Source organism: Rathayibacter sp. AC451 (assembly GCF_979253095.1).
Map to the genome: position 1 here is coordinate 2,997,686 of NZ_CEEDBD010000001.1, position 21,421 is coordinate 3,019,106.

A 21,421-nucleotide genomic window follows, 5' to 3' on the forward strand; every position below is an offset into this window, starting at 1 on the left:
ACATGACGAAGGGGCCTCCGATCGGGGGCCCCCTTCGTCGTGCTCCGCGCCGGCTGCCGGTGCTCGCGCCGGCTACCGGTCGACGAGCGTGACCTCGAACGAGTACAGGTCGGGGCGGTAGCAGTGCTGGCCGAACTCGACGGCGCGGCCCGAGGTGTCGAAAGCGGTGCGCGACATGGTCAGCACCGCGGCGCCCTTGCGCAGGTCGAGCAGCTGGGCCTCGGAGGAGGTGGCCCCGCGCGCTCCGATCCGCTGCTTCGCGACGCGCATCGTCACTCCGCGGGCGCGCAGCAGCTGGTAGAGGCCGTGGTTCTCGAGCGCCGAGAGGTCCAGGTCGGTGAAGTCGGCGGGCAGCACGTTGTCGAGGATCGCGATCGGCACGCCGTCGGCGGTGCGCAGGCGCTTGAGGTGCACGACCGGGCTGCCGGGAGCGACTCCGAGCGCCTCCGCGGCGGTCTCGTCGGCGACTCCGATCGAGGAGGTCAGCACCTCGGTGGCGGGCTTCTGGCCCGTGCGCTCGAGGTCCTCGTAGAGGCTGGTGAGCTCGACGTTGCGCGTCACCTTGCCGTGCACGACCTGCGTGCCGATGCCGCGGCGCCGGACCAGCAGGCCCTTGTCGACGAGGTCCTGGATCGCGCGGCGGATCGTGGGGCGCGAGAGGCCCAGGCGCGCCCCCAGCGCCACCTCGTTCTCGAGGCGGGCTCCGGCGGGCAGCGTCTCGTCGAGGATCGCGCTCTCGAGGAGGTTCGCGATCTGGTGGTAGAGCGGCACGGGGCTGGACCGGTCGAGCCCCAGGAACAGCTCGACGGGCAGGGTCTGCTCGGCCTGGGCCATGTGATCTCCTCGAAGACGTAGGGATGTCCTGTCAATAGTAGGGCTTACATAGCTGCACCCATGTCACCCGCGGCGGGATTTCTGGCGCAATTTGTTCTGACAATCTGACGTCAGGAGTTATGCTGGCGCTATTCCGCCCGCAGGCGCTCCGCGCCGCACCTTCATCGGAGAAGACATTGAGCGAGACCGCGACCACCACCCTCCCGCTGCGCACCGCCGCGGAGGGCAGCCCCACCAGCCTCTGGAACGACTCCGCCGATCCGATCGAGCTCGCCCGCTCGCTGAGCTTCGGCGCCGTCGGCGCGACCTGCAACCCGGTGATCGCCTTCACCACGATCCAGCGCAACCTCGACGTCTGGGGACCGCGCCTCGCCGAGCTGGCGCTCGAGCACCCGACCGCGGGCGAGAGCGAGCTGGGCTGGCTCGCGATCGAGGAGCTCTCGGTGCAGGCCGCGTCCCTCCTGCTGCCCGCGTTCCGCGAGAGCGGCGGGCGCAACGGCCGCCTCTCGGTGCAGACGGATCCGCGGCTGCACCGCGACGTCGACGCGCTCGTCGAGCAGGCGGTGCGGTTCTCGGACCTCGCCGAGAACATCATTGTGAAGATCCCCGCGACCGCGAACGGCATCCGCGCCATCGAGGAGGCGACCTACCGCGGCGTCAGCATCAACGCGACCGTCTCGTTCACCGTGGCGCAGGCCGTCGCCGTCGCGGAGGCCATCGAGCGCGGCCTCGACCGCCGCGCCGCCGACGGCGAGCCCGAGCGCGAGTTCGGCTCGGTCGTCACGATCATGGGCGGCCGCCTCGACGACTGGATGAAGGCGAGCGTCGCCGCGAACCGGATCCTCGTCGACCCGGGCGTGCTCGAGTGGGCCGGCGTCGCCGCGCTGAAGGAGGCGTACCGCATCTTCCAGGAGCGCGGCTACCGCTCCCGTGTGCTCTCGGCCGCCTTCCGCAACCACCTGCAGTGGTCGGAGCTGATCGGCGGCGACCTCGTGGTCTCCCCGCCCTTCGAGTGGCAGGTGCTCATCAACGAGAACGAGCTGCCCGTCGACCTGCACCGCATCGACGTCCCGGTCGCGCCCGAGATCCTCGACACGCTCCTCGAGCGCGTGCCCGAGTTCCACCGCGCCTACTTCGAGGACGGCATGACGATCGAGGAGTTCGACGACTTCGGCGCCGTGCGACGCACGCTGCGCCAGTTCCTCGACGCCGACGCGAAGCTCGACGCGCTCGTGCGCGACGTCCTCCTGCCCGCGATCTGATCCGGCCCGCGCCGTGACCCGCGACACCGACGAGCAGGACATCACGTTCCGCTCCCGCCGCTGGGTGCGGCCGGAGGACCTCAACGCCAACGGCAGCCTCTTCGGCGGCAGCCTGCTGCGCTGGATCGACGAGGAGGCGGCGATCTACGCGATCCTCCAGCTCGGCAACCCCCGCGCCGTGACGAAGTTCATCTCCGAGATCGACTTCGTCTCCTCCGCCGTCCAGGGCGATCTGATCGAGATGGGCCTGCGCGCGACCGGCTTCGGACGCACCTCCCTCACCATGCGGGCCGAGGTGCGCAACATGGTCACCCGCCGCAGCATCCTCGCGATCGACCGGATCGTCTTCGTCAGCCTCGACGAGAGCGGCGCGCCCCAGCCGCACGGCTACAGCACCATCACCTACGACCGCGATCGGCTGCCCCGGCACGCCGCGGAGGGAGCCGCATGACCGGCTGGCGCATCCGCGACCACCACGCCGAGGACGTCGACGGGATCCTGCGCCTGTGGGAGCTCGTGACGGCAGCCGACGCCGAGCCCGTCTACAACCTGGCCGAGGTGCTCGCCTCGTGCGCGAAGGACCACGCGGTCGTCGCCGTCGAGGGCGACCACGTCGTCGGCGCCGCGGTCGGCCGGGCGGCGCACGCGCAGGGCTGGGTCGTGTTCCTCGCGACGGCTCCGGAGGCGCGCGGGCGCGGCATCGGCTCGTCGCTCCTCGCCGCCCTCGAGGCGCGCATGGCGCCGACCGGGGTGTCCAAGCTGTCGGCCTTGATGCCGGCGGCCGAGACACGCACCGGGGCGTTCCTCCGGCAGGGCTTCGAGCAGAAGCAGAACCTGCACTACTTCGAGCGGCGGATCCCGGTGCAGCGCGAGGAGCTGACCCTCCTGGCCGAGCTCGGCGGGCGCGTCCTGCCGCGGGGCCTCTGGGACCAGGTGGGCGGTATGACCGCCGAGAAGGACCTGCTCGAGCGTCGGCTCGTGATGCCCCTGGCGCAGCCCGAGCTCGCCGAGCGCTTCGGAGTGGCGCCGCCGCGCGCGGTGGTGCTGTTCGGCCCGCCCGGCACCGGCAAGACGACCTTCGCGAAAGCGATCGCGTCGCGGCTGGAGTGGTCGTTCGTCGAGGTGTTCCCCTCGCGCCTCGCCGCCGACCCGAAGGGCCTCGCCGGAGCGCTGCGCGAGACGTTCCTGACGGTGTCGGAGCTCGAGCGCGCGGTCGTCTTCATCGACGAGGTCGAGGAGATCGCGTCGCACCGTCAGGGCGAGCCGCCCTCGCCGACGCAGGGCGTGACGAACGAGCTGCTGAAGATCATCCCGGCGTTCCGCGAGCAGAGCGACCGGCTGCTGATCTGCGCCACCAACTTCATCCGCTCCCTCGACTCCGCGTTCCTCCGCCACGGCCGATTCGACTACGTGATCCCGATCGGGCTGCCGGATGCGGAGGCGCGCGACGCGATCTGGCGCCGCTACATCCCGTCCGGGTCGGCCGGCGTCGACGTGGGGGTGCTGGTCGCCTCGACCGAGGGGTTCTCGCCCGCCGACATCGAGTACGCGGCGCGGAAGGCCTCGCAGTCGGCGCTCGAGCACGCGGTCTACGCGGGGGCGGACGCGGCGCGGGGCCCGTCGCTCGAGGACTACGTCACCGCGATCGCCGCGACCCGCGCGACGGTGTCGGCCGAGGTGAATGCCGAGTTCCTGGAGGACATCGACGTGCTCGGGCGGCTCTGAGCTCTGCGGTCCGGTCTGCGGCGGAGGTCGCTGCGGAGCGAGTGAGCGGCGCCGATCCGTCGCGAACGGCTGCTTCCGCCGTGATCGGGCAGCCGTTCTCGCCGGATCAGCCGCGCGGATCGATCGGTCGCGAACGGTCGCGTGTGCGCGCTTCCGGAGGCCGTTCGCGCCGGATGAGCGATTCGCACCGCGGCCGGTCCGCCGATCGCGACATATCGATCGCGAAGAGCGATCGCCGCCCGCACGGGAACGATCCGCCGCGATCCGCTCCTCCCCGGGCGGGGGAGGCGAGCGGAACGCGACGGATCGCGGAGGGGTGGTCCGTCAGGCCCGGGGCGGACCAGCGGGCGTCGTGGCCGCCCCCGGCCTCGGCGGCGACCTCGCGCGCCACCGGCGAGTCCGGCATCTCGCGCTGCAGCTCGTGCGCCAGCGACTCGAGCTCGGCGCCGCCGGCCATCAGGCCGGTGAGCTCCGCCAGCGAGATCTCGCTCTTCTCGAAGGTGCCGAGGCTCGTGCCGCGGTTCAGGAGGAGGAAGCGGTCGCCGACCGGGTACGCGTGGTGCGGGTTGTGGGTGATGAAGACCACTCCGAGGCCCTCGTCGCGCGAGCGGGCGATGTACTTCAGCACCACGCCGGACTGCTTGACGCCCAGCGCGGCGGTGGGCTCGTCGAGGATCAGCACGCGCGCGCCGAAGTGGACGGCGCGGGCGATCGCGACGCACTGGCGCTCGCCGCCCGAGAGGGTGCCGATGGGCTGGTCGACGTCGCGGAGGTCGATGCCCATGCGGGCCAGCTCGTCGACGGTGATCTGCTTCATCGACCTGACGTCCAGGCGGCGGAACGGTCCGACGCCGGTCGTCAGCTCGGAGCCGAGGAAGAAGTTCCGCCAGACGGGCATGAGCGGCACGACCGCGAGGTCTTGGTAGACCGTCGCGATGCCGGCCGAGAGGGCCGCGCGGGGCGAGGCGAAGGTGATCGGCTCGCCGTCGAGCAGCAGCGTGCCCTCGCTGGGCGCGTGGACGCCGGCCAGCACTTTGATGAAGGTCGACTTGCCCGCGCCGTTGTCGCCGAGCACGCAGGTGACCTGCCCCGCGTTCACGGTGGTCGAGACCCCCGCGAGCGCGGTGACGGCTCCGTAGCGCTTGCCGATGTCCCTGACCTCGACGACGGGCGTGCCGACCGGGGTGGCCGGTTGGCCGGTCGAGGGTCCTGCGGTGCCGGTGCTCATCGTCCGCCTCCTGCTCGTGTGCGGACGAACTTGTTCAGGAGGACCGCGGCGAGCAGCATCCCGCCGAGGACCGTCCGGAGCCAGTCGGTGTCCCACTGGGCGAAGGTGATGCCCTGGAAGACCATGCCGTAGATCAGCGCGCCGAGGGCGGCGCCGATCGCGGATCCGTAGCCGCCGGTCATCAGGCAGCCGCCGACGACCGCGCAGATGATGTAGATGAACTCCTGGCCGACGCCGGTGTTCGCCTGCACCGTCGAGGTGCGGAAGAGCGAGATCATGCCGACCAGCCACGCCGCTCCGGCCGTTCCCATGAACAGGCCGATCTTGGTCCTGAAGACCGGGACGCCGACCTGGCGTGCGGAGTCGAGGGCGCCGCCGACGGCGAAGACCCAGTTGCCGGCGCGGGTGCGCAGCAGGAGCCACGTGGCCACCGCGGTCACGACGAACCACCAGAGGACCGACACGTAGAACGTGCCGTCGCCGATCCGGAGGGAGGCGCCGAAGAGCGGCTGGATGGAGTCGTACGCGGGGACCCGGGCCATGCCCTGGATCGCGACCTGCCCGGTGATGAGCTTGGTGACGGCGAGGTCGATGCCGGCGAGGGCGAAGAAGGTGCCGAGGGTCACGATGAAGCTGGGGAGCCCGGTCTTCATCACGAGGACGCCGTTGAGCGCGCCGACGCCGAGGCAGACGACGAGCGAGACGAGGACGGCGACCCAGATGCTCAGTCCGTAGTGGGTGGTCAGGATGCCGACGATCAGCGCCGAGAACCCGGTCATCACTCCGGCCGAGAGGTCGAACTCGCCGCCGATCATGAGCACGGCCACGGCCACGGCCATGATGCCGAAGGTGGAGGCCGACTCGAGCCAGACGCCGGCTCCGGCCAGGCTCAGGAACTGCGGGGTGTAGAGGGAGAAGAACACCAGCACGGCGAGGGCCGCGACGAAGGCGCCGGTCTCGGGCCGCGCGAGGATCGTGCGGAGGGGACGCCGCTCGAGGCGGGGCCTCGTCGCGATCGTCACGATGTCTGTCGTCAACGGGGACTCCTGATTCGTGGGACGAGACGGGGGCCGGACGCACCGGCCCCGTGGGGTCTGGAGTGTTTCGCGCTCTAGCGGGTGCCGTCGGCGGCGAACTCCGCGACCTCGGCCGCGTTGTCCTCGGTGACGAAGGCCGGGCCGGAGTAGACGGGCTGTCCACCGCCGATGATCGTGCCCGTGGTCGCGAAGAGCTCGAGCGCGGTCACGCCCAGGAAGCCCTGGACGTAGGGCTGCTGGTCGACCGCGAAGAGGACGCTGCCTGCCTCGACCGCCGAGACGACGTCCTCCGAGAGGTCGAAGGTGCCGATCTTCGCGCTGCTGCCCGACTCCTCGACCGCACCGACCGCGTCGATGGCGTACTGGCCGCCGAGGGTCAGCACTCCGTCGATGGACGGGTCGGCCTGAAGCTTCGACTTGATCGTCGCCTTGACCTCGGCGTCGTTGGTGCCGTCGACCTGCAGGTTGGTCATCGTGCCGCCGAAGGTGCTCGCGGCGGCCGTGCAGCGCTCCTCGTGGCCGACGTTGCCCGCCTCGTGGATCACGCACAGCGCGTTGGTGAGGCCGGCGTCGGCGAGCCGGGTGCCCACGGCCTCGCCGGCCACGCTCTCGCTCTGTCCGATGTGGGTGAGGGCGCCGAACTCGGCGGAGCGCTCGATGCCGGAGTTGATCGTGACGACGGGGATGCCCGCCGCGACGGCCTTCTCGACGCTGTCGCGGACGCCGTCGGGGTTGGCCATCGAGACGACGATCCCGTCGACGTCCTGCGCGACGGCGTTGTCGATGAGCTGCGACTGCTTCGCGGGGTCGGGGTCGGAGTTGTAGGTGACGGTTGCGGCGTAGTCGGCTCCGGCCGCCTCGGCGCCGGACTTCACGCGGTCCCAGAAGGCGTCGCCGGGTCCGGAGTGGGTGACGACCGCGTAGGTGAGGTCGCCGCCCTCGGCGGAGGTCGCCGCGGTCTCCTGACCCGTTCCGGTGCAGCCGGTGAGGAGCACTCCGGTCGCCGCCGCCAGGCCGAGGCCGGCGAGGAATCGCTTCGTCACCGAAAAGCCGCTCGGGCTCGGATCGGATCGTGCAGGACGGTCGGGGGCGACGTCGGTGTCGGGTCGGGTGCCGGCGAGAGGAGTGCGCATGTCAATACATTCCGTTATCGGGTGGTGCGTGAGTGGTCGGAGGTGAAGACGCCAGGAGCATCGTGTCCGCGGCGCTCCTCGTCGAGGAGGTGTGGTCTCGGAGGGAGGGGCACCTGCGTGCGCGGCTGCACACGGTCCGTCCGAGACCACTATCCCGAACTGCCGGCCACCGTGGGGCTCGTCTCCGCATCCGACGCCGACTCGGGCGTCCGTTGCAGCGCCGAGGCGGCTCTCGGCTGCAGCCGGATCGCCGACGATCACGGCCGGCGGCTCCGGCGCGATCCGCAGGCTCCTGCGCGATCTGCAGCCTGCTGCGCGATCTGCAGCCTGCTGCGCGATCTGCAGGTGGTCTGCGCGGGAACCCCTCTTCCTCCGCTCATCGCCGCTGCCCACTCCCCGAATCCCCTGGGGATCGAACCGTCGCCCCCGTCCCGCCTCCCTGTGGACACCGCTGGCCGCCCAGCGAGCACTCCGCATCCCGCTGTGGAGACCACTGGCCGCGAAGCGCGCCACGCGCCCCCGAACCCTGCGCACCGCCTGATGCGGCGGGACGACCGTCCACCGCCGCCCGTCTTCATCGTGTGCCGCACAACGTCGGCACCGCGGTCTCCAGGCCGCGAACCCCGTCGACATCAGGAGAAGATCATGAGCACCGTCACCCCCGGCACCCTCGCCACCACCGGCTCGGCCAAGCACGGCACCACCACCTCGACCGGCAAGAACACCATCGCCGACGGCGTGGTCGAGAAGGTCGCCGGCATCGCCGCCCGCGAGGTCCCCGGCGTGCACGACCTGGGCGGCGGAGCGGCGCGCGCCATCGGCGCCATCCGCAACGCCATCAACGCGCAGGACCGCGGCCAGGGCATCTCGGTCGAGGTCGGCGAGAAGCAGGTCGCCGCCGATATCACCGTGGTCGCCGAGTACCCCGTCGCGCTGCAGAAGCTCGCCGACAGCATCCGCTCCGCCGTGTCCGAGGCCATCTCCTCGGTCGTCGGCATGGAGGTCACCGAGGTCAACGTGACCGTCGCCGACGTGCACATCCCCTCGGACGACAAGGACGACGACGCCGAGAGCCGCGTCCAGTGACTCCGTCCACCACCGGCCTCGTGATCGGCGCGGTCCTCGCGCTGACGGCGATCGTGTTCGGCTTCTGGGCGCTCGTCGTGGTCGCGCTGGGCATGGGCATCGGCTTCGGAGTCGGCCGCGTCGTCGAGGGCAGGCTCGATCTGCGCTCGCTCGGCGACACCCTCCGCGGGCGGCGGTCGTCGTGACCGCGGCGGTGATGGCCGACCCGGCCCGCCACGGCCGTACGACGATCTCCTCGCGCGCAGTGCGGCGGATCGTGTCGGCCGTCACCGCGGACGCCCTCGACGTCGGCCCGTCCGACGTCTCGGTCGACCTCGACGACGACGGCGGCTCGCTGCACGTCGTCGCGCAGGCCTCGATCCGCGTGTCCCCGCTCGGCGAGACCGATCGGCGCTCCTCCGGGACGCTGCTCGAACGGCTCGCCCGGGCGCAGACCCTCATCCGCAGCCGCTGCCTCGAGCTGACCGGCTCGAGCATCGGCCGCGTCGACCTCCGGATCACCGGTGTCGACCTCCGAGAACGAAGGAGGGTGTCGTGACGACTCCCGCTCAGCCGGCCACCGACGCGCTGTACCGGCGCGTCCTGCGGCGCGAGACCCACTCGTCCCGCTCCGGGTCGGCGATCGCCCTCGCGATCCTCCTGATCCTGCTGTTCGCGTGGCTGGGCACGGAGGCGGTGCTCGCGGTCCTCGGACAGCCCGCGCTGCTCGTCGCCCCGCAGGACGGTGCCGCCGTGCTGCTCGGCGCGGCCGGCGCCCCCATCGCGCTCACGGCGGCCGCGGGCGCCGTGCTCGCGGTGATCGGCCTCGTGCTGCTCGTCCTGTCCTTCGCCCCCGGTCGTCGCGGCCGCCGCAGCGCCGGGATCGACCGCACCGCCGTCGTCGTCGACGACCGGGTGATCGCGCAGAGCGTCGCCCGGGCCGCGGCCTACGCCGGCGGCATCGACCCCGACCAGGTGCAGGTGTCGGTCGGCCGTCGCCGGGTCGGAGTCGTCGTGCAGCGCACCAGCGGTGTCTCGACCGACGCGGCGAGCATCCGCGAGGCCGTCGACGCCGAGCTGAGCGGCTACGACGTGAGCCCCGCGCTCACGGGTCGCGTCCGCCTCTCCGAGAAGGGAACGGTCCGATGACCACCACCAACCGGTTCCTGAACCGCCTGCTCCTGCTGCTGGTCGGGCTCGTGCTGCTCGTCGTCGGAGGCGCGATCGCCGTCGGCGCGCTGCTCCCCGACGTCCAGCGGACCGTCTCGACCGCGGCCGAGGACGCGAGCGGACCGACGTCCGACGCGCTCTCGGGATCGCAGCCCTGGATCCTCTGGGCGACCGCCGCCGCGGCGCTCGTGCTGATCCTGCTGCTGCTCCGCTTCATCCTGCGCCAGGGCCGGGGACGCACGTCCACGCTGCTCCGGGTGTCGGCCGGCTCCGGAGGCTCGTCGCCGACCGGAGGCACGCTGACGCTCGACGCGAAGGTCGCCGAGCAGGTGCTCGAGGAGGCGCTCACGCGCGATCCCGGCATCGTCGCGGTCGACGTCACCGCGTTCGACATCCGGCACCGCCGGGTGCTGCGCGTCACCGCGCACACCCGCCGCGGAGTCTCGCCGATGCAGACGCGCCGCACCGTCGACACGGCCGTGCGCCGCTGGGACGCGGTGCTGGGTCAGGAGACCCCGGTCGTGGTCCAGATCGTCAGCGGTCTGCGCAGCCGGATGAGCTCCGCCTCCCGCGTGGAGTGATCCGGCCCGGCCCGCTCCGGCCCACCTGGTCCGGCCCGGCGCCACCCGGTCCGGCCCCACCCACTCCGGCCCTCCGCCCGCCGCGGAGGGCCGGACCCCTCTCCTCCCTGGAAGGACGCGTCATGACCGACGACACCTCCGGCTTCCGCGCCGGCCTCGCGCAGAAGGCGATCGACCCCGTGGTCCGCGCCGTCCGCGAGGAGCTCGACTCCGCCCGCCGCGAGATCGTCGAGCGCGTCTCGGGCGCCCGCAGCGGAGCAGTCCTGGCGGCGGTCGGCGCGGTCCTCGCCCTCGTGACCGCCGGGCTGCTCGCAGCACTCGCCGTCGCCCTGCTCGCCCTCGCCCTCCCGCTCTGGTCGGCCGTCGCGATCACGCTCGTCGTGTCCGCCGTCGCCGCCGGGATCCTCCTGGCGGTCGGACTGCGCAGCCTCGGCCGCGGCGTCCCGCCCGTGCCCGAGGACACCCTCGCCGACGTCCGCGACCGCGTCGCCGGCCGTCGCCACTGACTCCCCCCGAAAGGCGCTCCCATGAGCCGCACGAGCACTCCCTCCGCTCCCGAGCGCACCGCCGCCGCCCCGGTCCCCACCGCCGTCCGACTGGCCGCCGAGGTCTTCGGCACCGCTCTGCTCGTCCTCGGCGGCGTGGGCGCGGCCCTGCTCGCCTCCGCCTTCCCCGACGAGCAGAACCCGCTCGGCATCGGCTTCCTCGGCGTCGCCCTCGCGTTCGGACTCAGCGTCCTCGCCGGCGTCGCCGCCGTCGGCCACCTCTCGGGCGGCCACTTCAACCCGGCGGTCACCGTGGGCCTCGCCGTCGCCGGTCGCACCCCGTGGCGCGAGGTGCCCGGCTACGTCGTCGCGCAGCTCGTCGGCGGACTGATCGGATCGACGGTGCTCGTCGTGATCGCCGCCGACGGCCCCTCGGGCTTCCTCGCCTCCGCGCAGGAGAGCGGATTCGCGTCCAACGGATACGGCGAGCACTCTCCGGGCGGCTTCGGCCTCGGTGCGGTCCTCCTCGCCGAGACCGTGCTGACCGCCGTCTTCGTGACGGTGATCCTCTCGGCGACCGCCCGGGCGGCCTCGCTCGCCCCCGTGGTGATCGGCCTCACCCTCACCCTGATCCACCTCGTCTCGATCCCGGTCAGCAACACCTCCGTGAACCCGGCGCGCTCGCTGGCCGCCGCGGTCCACGGCGGACCCGACGCGCTGAGCCAGCTCTGGGTGTTCGTCGCCGCGCCCCTCCTGGGTGCCGCGATCGCCGGAGCGGCGCACCGCGTCGCGCAGTCCCGCACCCGATCCCTCGCCCCGCGCGCGTGACCCGCGCCCCGGCACCCGCACGCAACGCAAGGAGCACCCCATGACCGACGACCCCCGCCTCGACGACCCCCGCCTCGATCCCGCGGTCTCTCTCGACGACGCTCGACCGATCGACCTGGGCGCGATCGACACCGCGCACCCCGATCCCGAGACACCTCGGGACCTGCTCGCGACCACCGTCGCCGAGACCGCTCTCGGCACGACCGGCGTGCACCACCTCGGGGGACCCGCCGCCCGCGGCCTCGACCGCGCCGCCCGTGCCGTGCTGGGCACGAGCACGATCCCCGGAGTCACGATCTCGGAGGACGAGGGCCGCACGGTCATCGACCTCGACCTCGTCGTCGAGTACCCGCACACCGTGAACGAGGTGATGGAGGAGGCGCGCACGCAGGTGCTCCGCGCCGCCTCGCAGGTGCACGCCTCGCCGGTCGCGGTGAACATCACCGTCACCGACGTGCACGGTCCGTTCGATCCGATCGAACCCGAGCCCGTCGCCGAGGGCGACTCGCTGGTCGAGAAGGCCGGCGACCTCGCCGACGAGGCGGGCGCGCGCCTGTCGGAGGCGGGGGACCGGATCACCGGCGCCGCGGGCGCTGCAGTGGAGAAGGCCGCGGACACTCTGGACGCCGCCGGCGAGAGGGCGGCCGACGCGCTGGACGCCGCCGCCGACGAGGCGGACCGCCGTACGGAGGAGCGCGAGCGCTCCGTTGCGGACGCCGCGGACGCCGTCCCCGACGCGGAGGGGCCCCGGTCCGACCACGACGACGCGCCTCAGGTCGTCGAGGTGCAGGCCGATGGAACGACCCCCGTCGTGGTCGTCGTCGTGGAGCAGCCGACCGAGGAACGGGCCGGCAGCACCGAGCCGATCGACAGCGCCGGCAGCACCGACGAGCGCGCTCACTCCGTCGCTCCCGCCGCCGAGAAGACCGGGGAGTAGTCCCGTGGCCCGCCTGCGCACCTCCGGCGGCCGCCGCCGTCCCCGCGCCGCCTGGATCGCCCTCGCGACCGGCGTCGTCGTCTCGGCCCTCGTGGTCCTCGGCGTCCTGGTGCCCGTCCTCGGTCTCATCGCCGCCGCCGACGGATCCGTCGCGGGAGCGCTCGACGTCCCCGTCGGCACGATCGTCGCCGCGATCGCGATCAGCTTCCTGGTCGGCCTGGCCTTCCTCGGCCTCGCCCTCGTCGCCCGGAAGCCCGCTGTGGCGTGGGTCGCGGCGGTGGCCGCCGTGGTCGCGACCCTGGTCGGCTCCGTGTGGCCGCTGGTCGCGACCGCCTTCGCGAGCGTCGACCAGGCGCAGGACGTCGTCCCCTTCATCCAGGACCTGATCACCCGCATCGGCGCCTGACCGAGACGCGAACCGGGCTGTCGGAGGCGGCCAGGTCCCGTTCCGCGGCCACTCACCGGACATCCGTCCCCTCACTCGACGCGATCCGGCGTGTCAGGGTCGGCCGGGGCCCGTTCCGCGACCACTCGAGCGGGTGCCGTCCGCCCACTCGGCCCGAATCGGGCTGTCGGGGTCGGTCGAATCCCGTTCCGCGGCCACTCGCGCGGGCACGCTCCGTCCACTCGGCGCGAACCGCGCTGTCGGAATCCGTCGAAGGCCGTCTCGGGTCCACTCGCCGCCCGAGGCGAGCGCCCTCCGTGCCGGGCGCGTCAGCGCAGCGGCGACCCGACGACGTCGAAGCGGAACCCGCCGAACTCCCCCGACAGCAGTGGCCGCGCCCGCGCGATCGCGTCGCGCACCTCCGGCAGCTCGAGCGAGGCGCGGTGCGCCTCTGCGCTCGTCCACAGCTCGACGACGAACACCGTGTCGGGCTGCTCGTCGCTGGTGCCGACCTCGTAGACCAGGCAGCCGACGCGCGCCAGCGCCTCGTTCGAGGCGGTGAGGATCGCGACGAGCTCGTCGCGCCTCCCGGGCAGGGCGCCGAGCGTGCCCACGTTCGCGAAGGTCATGCCGCCACCGTAGCGACGGCCGCCGACATCCGCTCCCGGAGTAGCGTGGCCGGGATGACGACGAGCGCCGAGTACCTGCAGGCCTACGACGAGCAGCTCCGCTCCGACGCCGAGACGCCCAGCGCCGTCTCGGTCGTGCGGGAGGGACCGCTGCGGCTGGTGACGTTCGCCGGCGGACGCGGCTTCGTCACCTACCGCGATCTCGGCGGCGCCGACGAGGCCGGGATCGGCGCGCTCGTCGCCGCGGCCGTCGCGCACTTCGACGCCGATCCCGCGATCCGCGCCGTCGAGTGGAAGACGCGCGGCCACGACCGGGCACCCGGGCTGCACGAGGCCCTGCTCGCGCACGGATTCGCGCCGGACGATCCCGAGTCGATCATGATCGGACCGCTGGAGGCGCTCGCCGGCGACGCGCCCCCTCCGCTCGGAACGACGCTCCGCCGGGTCGTCGAGGAGGCGGAGGTGCGCGCGATGAGCGCCGTCATCGACGAGGCCTTCGGCGAGAGCGTCGACGTCGGCATCGCCGATGCGCTCGTGGCCCGGCTCGCGCGCGGCGACGGCATGGAGCTGTGGGTGGCCGAGGTCGACGGGCGGATGGTCGGCGGTGGCCGCCTCGAACCGGTTCCGGGCACCGACTTCGCCGGCATCTGGGGCGGAGCGCTCCTGCCGCAGTTCCGCGGCCGCGGGATCTACCGGGCGCTCACCGCCGCCCGAGCCGCCTCGGCGCTCGCGCTCGGCAAGCGCCTCGTCCACAGCGACTCCACCGAGGACTCGCGCCCGATCCTGGAGCGCTCCGGCCTGATGAAGGTCTCGACGACCACGCCCTACCATCGCCGTCGTCCGTAACCGAGGTCAGGATGCCCGGATCCGGGCCGTCGCACGGCGGAGCCGCTCCCGACCTCGGTTGCGAACCGCCCGACCCCGCACGACGAAGGCCGGAAGCCCCGATCCGGCTGCGAAACGCCCGTTCCCGCGTTCCAGCCTTGCTTCCGCAGCCGTTCCGCCGGTCAGTCCAGCTCGGTCGGCCGCGCCGGCTCCTTCAGCAGCGCCCGCGCCGCCATGCCGATCACCGCGCTGTAGGTCGGATACGCGAACCGCACGTTCGCGAGGGTCGCCACGTCGACTCCCGCCGCCATCGCCGTCGTCACCGACTGCACGACCTCGATCGCGTTCTCGCCGACCGCGTGCGCGCCGAGCAGCAGCTCGCGGCGGCGGTCCGAGATCAGCGTCAGGAACCCGCTCTCGCGGTCGTCGATCACCGCGCGGTCCACGTTCGAGAACGGCACAGAGGCCACCACGCACTGCGGGTCGCGCTCGCGGGCCTGCCCGAGCGTGAAACCGACGCCCGCGTAGTCGGGATCCGTGAATCCGCCGGCGGGCAGCAGGTGCTGCGGGGTGCGCCGGTTGGCGCCGAGCACGGCGTTCTCGGCCGCCGCCTCCGCCTCGAACTGCGCCGCCTGCACGAGCATGTCGCGCCCGTTCGCATCGCCGACCGCGAAGACGTGCGGCACGACGGTGCGGAAGTACTGATCGGCCGGGATCGCCGAGCGCACGACCTCGATGCCCGCGTTCTCGAGCCCGAGGTCCTCGACGTCGGCGGGCCAGCCCGTCGCCATGATCACGGCGTCGAACTCCTCGGCGTGCGAGCGCCCCGCGTCCTTCCAGCGCAGCGTCAGGGCGGCGTCGACGCGCTCGATGCCCTCGACCGTCTCGATGCCGGTGCTCACGTGCACGCCCTGGCGCTCGAAGGCGGCCCCCACGTACTCCGAGATGCTGGCATCGGACGTCATGAGGATCCGCGGCGCCACGTCGAGCAGGGTCACCTCCGAACCGAAGGCGTTGAAGACCGTCACCAGCTGGGCGCCCGTGTTCCCTCCGCCGATCACCGCGACCCGGCGGGGGAGCGCGGGCAGCGCCAGCACGTCCTCGGGGACGGTCGCGAGCTCGGCGCCGGGGATCGGCAGGCGGCGCGAGTGCCCGCCGACGCAGATGAGGATCGAGGAGGCCGTCAGCCGGCGACCGCTGTCGAGCACCAGCGTCGACTCGTCCTCGAACCGCGCCCGCCCCTCGTGGATCAGCTCGACGCCCGCCTCCTCGAAGCGCTGCGCCTCGCGCTTGATCGAGCGCACCTCGTCCACTCGCTCGTGCACGTGCTGCACGGTCGCCGCCCAGTCGATCCGCGGGATGCCCACGTCGACGCCGTAGTCGGAGGCGGTGCGCGCCTCGCGGATGATCCGCGCGGTCTTCGCGAGCACGCGCGTGGGCACGCAGCCCGTGTTCACGCAGGTGCCGCCCACGCGGGCGGCCTCGAGCACGACGACGCGCGCTCCGAGTTCGGCGGCCCGCAGCGCGGCGGCGGTGCCCGCGGGCCCCGCGCCGATCACGGCGACGTCGTAGTGCTGGATGCTGTCGGGCACGGCGGCCTCCCGGTCGAGTGGATGTCCCCGCATCCTGGCGCGCGCGGCCGGAGGTTCTCCGAGAGGTCGGGGAGGCTTGACACGGGGTGGTGGGCTCAGGGCTCCTGCACCCGCTGGAAACCTCCCTCGACCGACCCGTCGGAGCGCAACGACACCCGCGTGTAGACGGGCGTGCCGTCGGCCTGGTCGGTGCCGACGACGTCGAGCGATCCCGCCTCGAAGAACGCCTCGAGCCCGGTGCACCCCGCCGAGAGCGAGCCGTCGCCGCGCTGGAGGGCGAGGCAGAGCGAGACCCCGCCCGGAGCGGTCACCAGGAGGCGGTCCTCCTGCGCCGTGTCGAACTCGGGGGTGAAGACGTCGGCGTCCCGGGCGATGAGCGCCATGCCGGTCGGCAGGTCGGTGGCGACGACCCAGCCCTCGAGGAGGGTCGCGTAGCGGTCCGCGAGGCGGGCGGTCGCGGAGGGGGTCGGGGCGGGCGTCCCCGCGGCACCCGGCAGAAGTGCGGTCGCCGCGGCGCCGAGCACGAGGCCGGCCGCGAGGGCCGCGCCGACGAGCAGGAAGGGGCGCCGGCGCCGGGCGGGCGGCTCCTCCGAGGCGGGAACGGCGGAGGCGGCGGTCGCGGCGGCGGTTCGGGGAGCCGTCCGGGGCTCCGTCTCGGCCCGCTCCGCCTCCGCCCGCTCCGTCTCGCGTTCCTCCCGGAGCCGCCGCTCGGCCTCGCGCCGCCGGGTCGCGTCCTCCGCGTCGCCGCTCGGTCGCGCGAACAGCGCGCGCTCCAGATCCTTGCGCTCGTCGTCCTCGGCCTGCACCTCGTCAGTATGGCCGAGGCGCGGGAGGGCTACTCGAACATCTCCGCGAGCAGCGCCCACGCATCCCCGTCGACGATGTGCTCCGAGCGGTGGGCGGGCCACTGCACCTCGTCGCCGTCCCACGACGGCACCACGTGCAGGTGCAGGTGCGGCACGCTCTGCCCCGCGGAGGCGCCGCTCGCCTGCAGCACGGCCACTCCCGTCGCTCCGAGGGCCGCCCGCATCGCCCGGCCGACGCGCTGCGCGAGCGACATCGTCGCCGCGAGCGCGGCGGGGGAGGCGTCGAGCAGTCCCGCGCTGTGCTCGCGCGGCACGACGAGCGTGTGCCCGGGCGCGAGCTCGGAGGAGGGGACCGGGCGGAACGCGACCGCCTCCGCCTCCTGCTCCACCCAGGTCGCCTCGCCGTGCCCGGCCATCAGCTCGCAGAAGACGCACGTCACGACGTGCCCTCCGCGAACTCGCGCAGCGCCGCGATCCAGCCCTCGGTCGCGTCGAGGTGCGCGTCGTGCGAGGCACCGGGCAGGTCCACTCGGCGCACGTCCCGGCCGCGCGCGGCGAAGGCGTCCCGCCGCTCCGGTGCGAACATGCCGTTCTCGCCGTAGACGAGGAGGGTCGGCGCCGCGACGCTCTCCCACTCCGTCCAGCGCGGCGCGGCCAGCGTTTCGACGACGCGCGCCATCATCTCGGGCTCGAAGCGCGGGCGCAGTCCGTCCGGCGCCTCCTCGAGGTCGGCGATCCAGGCGTCCGCGAGCGCGCCCGTGCCCAGGAACGCCCGGGCGGCCCGGGAATCCGCGAAGGGCAGCGGCCACGAGCGGAACCAGTCGGCGACGGAGTCGTCCGGGTCGCCGCCCTCCGCTGTCTCGAGCAGCACGAGCCGGTCGACGAACTGAGGATGGGCGGCCGCGACCAGCATCGCGGTGTGCGCGCCCATCGACTGGCCCACGAGCACCGCCGGGCCCACCTCGTCGAGCAGCGCCGCGACGTCGGCGACGAAGGCCGCGCGCGACACGTCGGAGGGGTGCCGCTCGCTCCGACCGTGGCCTCGCGCGTCCAGCAGCACGACCCGGTGCTCCGGCAGGGCGCGGGCGGTCGGCTCGAACTCGGCGGCGCTCCCGGCGAGCCCGTGCAGGATCACGACGGGCGGGCCGTCGCCGCCCGAGTCGAGGAGCGAGAGCCGGGTGCCGTCGTGCGCGACGAGCGCGCGGCGTTCGAGATGCATCCGTCGAGCGTAGGAGGCGCAGGCACCTCGACTGGGTGACGGGCCGCGATGCTGGGATGATCGGATGCGGCTCCGGATGCTCCGGTGCCCGGAGCGGAGCACCCCATGGGACTGCTGATCTACCCCGGCGGCATCGAGGCCGACTTCGAGGACCGCCTGCTGGCGCACCTCGAGATCGTGATCACGGCCAAGCTGCGCCGCGACGAGTCGTTCGCGTTCTCGTGGACGCAGACGCAGGACACGGGCGGCGGGCGGATGAAGATCTGGCTGCACCCGTCGGTGCCGCTGTCGTACAAGTTCTTCGGCGGGCGCCAGCCGGCGATCAACCGCGCGTGGGTCGACGCGCTGATGGTCTCGGCGAGCTCGCAGTCGGGCCTGCAGGTCGTGGCCGAGCCCGACCAGCAGGGCTGACGCCACGCACTGCCTGCTGATAGAGCGGGTAGCGTAGCGCGCCCCCCTTGCCGATCGAGCAGCGCGCGGAGCGGGATCCCCCGCTCCGCCTCAGGCCTTCGGCTCGGGCAGCACGCGCAGCCCGGCCGGCGACAGCGCCGAGCGCAGCAGCAGGTCGATCCAGGCGCGGTTCAGCGGCTCGCCGCCCGCGGAGTCGTAGCTGAAGTAGAGCGACGAGCTCTTCGAGACCCAGATGCTGCCGTGGCGTCCTCGGTTCGGAGTCGCGACGTCCTCGCCGACGTCGGGCTCGCCGTCCCAATGGAAGGAGAAGCTCTCGTTGCGGCGCAGCTTCGAGATGATGACCGCCTCGACGTGCCGCAGCGCCCGGTCCTCGACCTCGACGGCCGGAGCGACTCCGTAGATCAACTGGCCCATCGTCTTCCCTCTCGCCGATCAGGCGATCATCCCATGCACAGGGTCCGGCGGGGTCGTACCGCGTCCTCGGCAGACTGTGCTCGCTCCCAGTCCCGCACAGTCGAATTGACGCAGGCGAGTTCCCTCGCACCGTCTTGACGGCTGCTGAGCGCCTCCGCAGACTGGGAGCGCACACAGTTCAAAGGAGAACCTGCCGAACCGATCCGGCTCGAGCACGCGCAGAGCGCGCGACTCGGGCCCCGCGAGCGCCTCGAGCGCCACCGCCTCCCCGCCCGACCGGGCCCTCTCGCCGCTCCGCTCCCGTGTGCGCACCGGAGCGACGTCAGGCCCCGCGGCGGGCGCACCACCACGAAAGGACACGCATGTCTGCACGCACCAGGAGGACCGCCGGCACCGCCGCCGTGGCCGCGGTCTCCACCCTCCTCGGCACCTTCGCCGGGATCGGGGCGACCAGCGCCTCGGCGGCGGAGGGCCCGGTCGACGCCGGGATCTTCGTCGACAAGGTCGACGGCCTCCCCGCCGACTTCATCAAGGGCGCCGACATCTCGAGCATCCTGTCGCTCGAGGAGAGCGGAGTCGTCTTCCGAGACCCGTCGGGTCAGGAGGCCGACGTCTTCGAGGTCCTCGCCGACGAGGGCGTCACCTCCGTCCGCGTCCGAGTCTGGAACGACCCGTTCGACGCCGAGGGCAACGGCTACGGCGGCGGCGACGTCGACGTCGACCGCGCGATCGAGATCGGCGAGCGCGCCACGGCCGCCGGACTGGGCCTGCTCGTCGACTTCCACTACTCCGACTTCTGGGCCGACCCGGGCCGTCAACTCGCGCCGAAGGCCTGGGCGGGCCTCGCCGCTCCCGAGCTCACCACCGCGCTGCACGACTACACGGCCGAGTCGCTCCAGCGCTTCGAGGACGCCGGAGTCGACGTCGACATGGTGCAGATCGGCAACGAGACGAACAACGGCATGGCCGGGTACACCCGTGCCGCGACCGACATGGATGCGACTCTCGCCGGGCTCTTCTCGGCCGGCAGCTCCGCGGTCCGCGAGGTGCTGCCGGAGGCGCAGGTCGCCGTGCACTTCACCAACCCCGAGACCCCGGGCCGCTACTCCGCCATCGCCGCGGGCCTGGACCGCTTCGACGTCGACTACGACGTCTTCGCGAGCTCGTACTACCCGTTCTGGCACGGCAGCCCCGAGAACCTCACCGCCTCGCTGTCGCAGATCGCCGACAGCTACGGCAAGAAGGTCATGGTCGCCGAGACCTCATGGGCGCACACCCTCGAGGACGGCGACGGCTACCCGAACGTGATCGGCGAGGGCACCGCGACCGACGAGTACCCGATCAGCGTGCAGGGCCAGGCCACGGCGCTGCGCGACGTGATCGCCGCGGTGCACGCCGTGGGCGACGCGGGCATCGGCGTCTACTACTGGGAGCCGGCCTGGCTGCCCGTCGGACCCGCGAGCGACGTCGAGCAGAACCGCGTGCTCTGGGAGCGCGACGGCTCCGGCTGGGCCACGAGCTTCGCCGCCCCGTACGACCCCGTGCACGTGGGCGACGACTTCGGCGGCTCCGGCTGGGACAACCAGGCCCTCTTCGCCGCCGACGGCATTCCGCTGGAGTCGCTGAGCACCTTCCGCTACGTCGACACCGGAGCGGTCGCGCCCCGCGCGGTCACCGGAGTGGACGCGGTCGAGCTGACCGTCGTCGACGGCGAGCCCGTCGTGCTGCCGGCCACCGTGTCGGTGAACTTCAACGACGGCTCGGTCGAGACTCCCGCGGTGACGTGGAGCGGAGCCGCCTCGTGGATCCGCGGACCCGGCGAGTACACGATCCCCGGCCGCACGGCCACGGGACTCGAGGTGTCGGCGACCGTCGTGGTCGTCGCTCCGAACCTCGTGCAGAACCCCGGCTTCGAGGACGCGGACACGTCGGCGTGGACCTTCACCGGCCCCGCCGCGCGCACGCAGACCGGTGACGCCGCCGAGGGCGACTTCGCGGTCACCTTCTGGAACGGCACCGACTACACCACCTCGGCGAGCCAGACCCTCACCGGCGTGCCGGCCGGCGCGTACACGCTGCAGGCGACGACGCAGGGCACCAACAGCCCCGCGAGCGACGTCCGCACCCTGAGCGCGACCACCTCCGCGGGCACGACCAGCGCCCCGCTGGTGCTCACCACCTGGAGCTCCTTCACGACGACGACGGTCCCCGTCGTGGTCGGCGAGGACGGCGTGGTCGAGATCGCCGCCGAGTTCGCGCTGACCGGCGGAGCGTGGGGCGTCCTCGACGACGTCCGCCTCGTCGCCGACGCCTCGGAGTCGACGGCCGACACCACCGCCCTCGCGGCGGCGCTCGCCGAGGCCGACGCCGTCGACCGCGCCGTGTGGACCGAGGAGTCGCTGGCACGCCTGGACGAGAGCCGTGCGATCGCCGCGGTCGTGCTCGCCGGATCCGCCGCGACGCAGGAGGACGTGGACGCCGCCGAGCGCGGACTCCGCGACTCCCTCGACGCCCTCGAGAACGCGCTGCGCGTGAGCCTCGGCGCGACCGTCACCTGCGCGGCCGGCAAGGCCGTGATCTCGGTGAAGGCCGTCAACGGCGGGACCGACCGCGTCGCCCTCTCGGTGCGCACCCCCTACGGCAGCGCGACGCTGCCGTCGCTCGCCGCCGGCAAGACCGCGTCCGTGACGGTGCCGACCCCGCTCCGCGCGGTCCCGGCCGTCTCGCTCACGGTCGACGTGCGCGGCACGGTCGCCGGCGAGCCGGCCTCCGCCGCGATCCCGGTCGAGTCGTCGGCGACGCGCTGCCGCTGATCCTCCGTGAGCCCCCGCGAGATGCCACTCCGGTACTCGACA

Annotated in this window: 24 protein-coding genes and 1 pseudogene; 15 read left to right on the plus strand and 10 right to left on the minus strand. The window is 73.1% G+C overall.

Annotated elements, in window-relative coordinates; all coding sequences use genetic code 11:
• Positions 1-72: 72 nt before the first annotated feature.
• On the minus strand, positions 73-834 hold the full coding sequence (locus tag AC0CID_RS14320) for a GntR family transcriptional regulator (protein ID WP_251945705.1): 762 nt from the start codon (positions 832-834) through the stop codon (positions 73-75).
• Between the two features lie 176 nt (positions 835-1,010).
• Between AC0CID_RS14320 and AC0CID_RS14325 the strand changes: the two genes are divergently transcribed.
• From AC0CID_RS14325 to AC0CID_RS14335, 3 genes are read left to right on the plus strand one after another with little or no spacing between them, the layout of a single operon-like run.
• Positions 1,011-2,096 carry a transaldolase family protein gene (locus tag AC0CID_RS14325; RefSeq protein WP_465227321.1) on the plus strand — a complete coding sequence of 362 codons (1,086 nt, stop codon included), beginning with the start codon at positions 1,011-1,013 and terminating at the stop codon, positions 2,094-2,096.
• A 13-nt stretch (positions 2,097-2,109) separates the two neighbouring features.
• Positions 2,110-2,547, plus strand: a complete 438-nt coding sequence (locus AC0CID_RS14330; protein WP_465227322.1) for an acyl-CoA thioesterase — start codon at positions 2,110-2,112, stop codon at positions 2,545-2,547.
• Complete coding sequence (locus AC0CID_RS14335) at positions 2,544-3,821, plus strand: ATP-binding protein (RefSeq protein ID WP_465227323.1); 1,278 nt, start codon at positions 2,544-2,546, stop codon at positions 3,819-3,821. Before AC0CID_RS14330 ends, AC0CID_RS14335 begins: the two co-directional genes overlap by 4 nt.
• Before the next feature lie 358 nt (positions 3,822-4,179).
• Here the strand turns inward: AC0CID_RS14335 and AC0CID_RS14340 are convergent.
• The 3 genes and pseudogenes from AC0CID_RS14340 to AC0CID_RS14350 all read right to left on the minus strand — a co-directional run.
• A pseudogene (locus tag AC0CID_RS14340) lies at positions 4,180-5,049 on the minus strand (ATP-binding cassette domain-containing protein); the annotation flags it as partial.
• On the minus strand, positions 5,046-6,086 hold the full coding sequence (locus AC0CID_RS14345) for an ABC transporter permease (protein ID WP_465227324.1): 1,041 nt from the start codon (positions 6,084-6,086) through the stop codon (positions 5,046-5,048). The pseudogene AC0CID_RS14340 and the gene AC0CID_RS14345, both read right to left, overlap by 4 nt.
• A gap of 74 nt (positions 6,087-6,160) precedes the next feature.
• Positions 6,161-7,129 carry a substrate-binding domain-containing protein gene (locus tag AC0CID_RS14350; protein WP_465227325.1) on the minus strand — a complete coding sequence of 323 codons (969 nt, stop codon included), beginning with the start codon at positions 7,127-7,129 and terminating at the stop codon, positions 6,161-6,163.
• A 735-nt stretch (positions 7,130-7,864) separates the two neighbouring features.
• On the opposite strand from AC0CID_RS14350, the gene AC0CID_RS14355 reads away from it, so the two are divergent.
• The 9 genes from AC0CID_RS14355 (at position 7,865) to AC0CID_RS14395 (ending at position 12,691) form a co-directional block, all read left to right on the plus strand.
• Positions 7,865-8,305 (plus strand): Asp23/Gls24 family envelope stress response protein, encoded by a 441-nt coding sequence (locus AC0CID_RS14355; RefSeq protein ID WP_207406951.1) that lies wholly within the window; start codon positions 7,865-7,867, stop codon positions 8,303-8,305.
• A complete protein-coding gene (locus tag AC0CID_RS14360) occupies positions 8,302-8,490 on the plus strand; it encodes a DUF2273 domain-containing protein (protein ID WP_207406950.1) in 189 nt (62 codons plus the stop codon). The genes AC0CID_RS14355 and AC0CID_RS14360 overlap by 4 nt, the downstream gene beginning before the upstream one ends.
• Positions 8,487-8,843: a hypothetical protein gene (locus AC0CID_RS14365; protein ID WP_465227326.1), complete on the plus strand. Its 357-nt coding sequence runs from the start codon at positions 8,487-8,489 to the stop codon at positions 8,841-8,843. The genes AC0CID_RS14360 and AC0CID_RS14365 overlap by 4 nt, the downstream gene beginning before the upstream one ends.
• On the plus strand, positions 8,840-9,433 hold the full coding sequence (locus AC0CID_RS14370) for a hypothetical protein (RefSeq protein ID WP_465227327.1): 594 nt from the start codon (positions 8,840-8,842) through the stop codon (positions 9,431-9,433). Before AC0CID_RS14365 ends, AC0CID_RS14370 begins: the two co-directional genes overlap by 4 nt.
• Positions 9,430-10,035 carry a hypothetical protein gene (locus tag AC0CID_RS14375; protein WP_207406949.1) on the plus strand — a complete coding sequence of 202 codons (606 nt, stop codon included), beginning with the start codon at positions 9,430-9,432 and terminating at the stop codon, positions 10,033-10,035. Before AC0CID_RS14370 ends, AC0CID_RS14375 begins: the two co-directional genes overlap by 4 nt.
• Positions 10,036-10,157: 122 nt before the next feature.
• Positions 10,158-10,541 carry a phage holin family protein gene (locus AC0CID_RS14380; RefSeq protein ID WP_207406948.1) on the plus strand — a complete coding sequence of 128 codons (384 nt, stop codon included), beginning with the start codon at positions 10,158-10,160 and terminating at the stop codon, positions 10,539-10,541.
• 21 nt (positions 10,542-10,562) lie between these two features.
• A complete protein-coding gene (gene aqpZ, locus AC0CID_RS14385) occupies positions 10,563-11,348 on the plus strand; it encodes an aquaporin Z (protein ID WP_465227328.1) in 786 nt (261 codons plus the stop codon).
• A gap of 40 nt (positions 11,349-11,388) precedes the next feature.
• Positions 11,389-12,285 carry an Asp23/Gls24 family envelope stress response protein gene (locus AC0CID_RS14390; protein ID WP_465227329.1) on the plus strand — a complete coding sequence of 299 codons (897 nt, stop codon included), beginning with the start codon at positions 11,389-11,391 and terminating at the stop codon, positions 12,283-12,285.
• Between the two features lie 4 nt (positions 12,286-12,289).
• A complete protein-coding gene (locus tag AC0CID_RS14395; protein WP_465227330.1) occupies positions 12,290-12,691 on the plus strand; it encodes a hypothetical protein in 402 nt (133 codons plus the stop codon).
• A 308-nt stretch (positions 12,692-12,999) separates the two neighbouring features.
• On the opposite strand, the gene AC0CID_RS14400 is transcribed toward AC0CID_RS14395, so the two are convergent.
• Positions 13,000-13,299 (minus strand): putative quinol monooxygenase, encoded by a 300-nt coding sequence (locus tag AC0CID_RS14400; protein WP_207406940.1) that lies wholly within the window; start codon positions 13,297-13,299, stop codon positions 13,000-13,002.
• A 54-nt stretch (positions 13,300-13,353) separates the two neighbouring features.
• Here AC0CID_RS14400 and AC0CID_RS14405 point away from each other — a divergent pair, with 54 nt between their 5' ends.
• Positions 13,354-14,145: a GNAT family N-acetyltransferase gene (locus tag AC0CID_RS14405; RefSeq protein WP_465227331.1), complete on the plus strand. Its 792-nt coding sequence runs from the start codon at positions 13,354-13,356 to the stop codon at positions 14,143-14,145.
• Between the two features lie 161 nt (positions 14,146-14,306).
• On the opposite strand, the gene AC0CID_RS14410 is transcribed toward AC0CID_RS14405, so the two are convergent.
• The 4 genes from AC0CID_RS14410 to AC0CID_RS14425 all read right to left on the minus strand — a co-directional run bounded on the left by AC0CID_RS14410 (position 14,307) and on the right by AC0CID_RS14425 (position 17,741).
• Complete coding sequence (locus tag AC0CID_RS14410; protein WP_465227332.1) at positions 14,307-15,716, minus strand: dihydrolipoyl dehydrogenase family protein; 1,410 nt, start codon at positions 15,714-15,716, stop codon at positions 14,307-14,309.
• Positions 15,717-15,811: 95 nt separating this feature from the next.
• Positions 15,812-16,522, minus strand: coding sequence for a hypothetical protein (locus tag AC0CID_RS14415; RefSeq protein WP_465227333.1), 711 nt, complete (start codon positions 16,520-16,522; stop codon positions 15,812-15,814).
• Between the two features lie 29 nt (positions 16,523-16,551).
• On the minus strand, positions 16,552-16,962 hold the full coding sequence (locus tag AC0CID_RS14420) for an HIT family protein (protein WP_465227334.1): 411 nt from the start codon (positions 16,960-16,962) through the stop codon (positions 16,552-16,554).
• Complete coding sequence (locus tag AC0CID_RS14425; RefSeq protein ID WP_465227335.1) at positions 16,959-17,741, minus strand: alpha/beta fold hydrolase; 783 nt, start codon at positions 17,739-17,741, stop codon at positions 16,959-16,961. The genes AC0CID_RS14420 and AC0CID_RS14425 overlap by 4 nt, the downstream gene beginning before the upstream one ends.
• A 105-nt stretch (positions 17,742-17,846) precedes the next feature.
• Here AC0CID_RS14425 and AC0CID_RS14430 point away from each other — a divergent pair, with 105 nt between their 5' ends.
• On the plus strand, positions 17,847-18,152 hold the full coding sequence (locus AC0CID_RS14430; RefSeq protein ID WP_055788704.1) for a DUF7882 family protein: 306 nt from the start codon (positions 17,847-17,849) through the stop codon (positions 18,150-18,152).
• Between the two features lie 90 nt (positions 18,153-18,242).
• Here the strand turns inward: AC0CID_RS14430 and AC0CID_RS14435 are convergent, their stop codons facing one another.
• Positions 18,243-18,566 carry a DUF7882 family protein gene (locus tag AC0CID_RS14435; protein WP_465227336.1) on the minus strand — a complete coding sequence of 108 codons (324 nt, stop codon included), beginning with the start codon at positions 18,564-18,566 and terminating at the stop codon, positions 18,243-18,245.
• 362 nt (positions 18,567-18,928) lie between these two features.
• Between AC0CID_RS14435 and AC0CID_RS14440 the strand changes: the two genes are divergently transcribed.
• A complete protein-coding gene (locus AC0CID_RS14440) occupies positions 18,929-21,379 on the plus strand; it encodes a glycosyl hydrolase 53 family protein (RefSeq protein WP_465227337.1) in 2,451 nt (816 codons plus the stop codon).
• Positions 21,380-21,421: the final 42 nt, after the last annotated feature.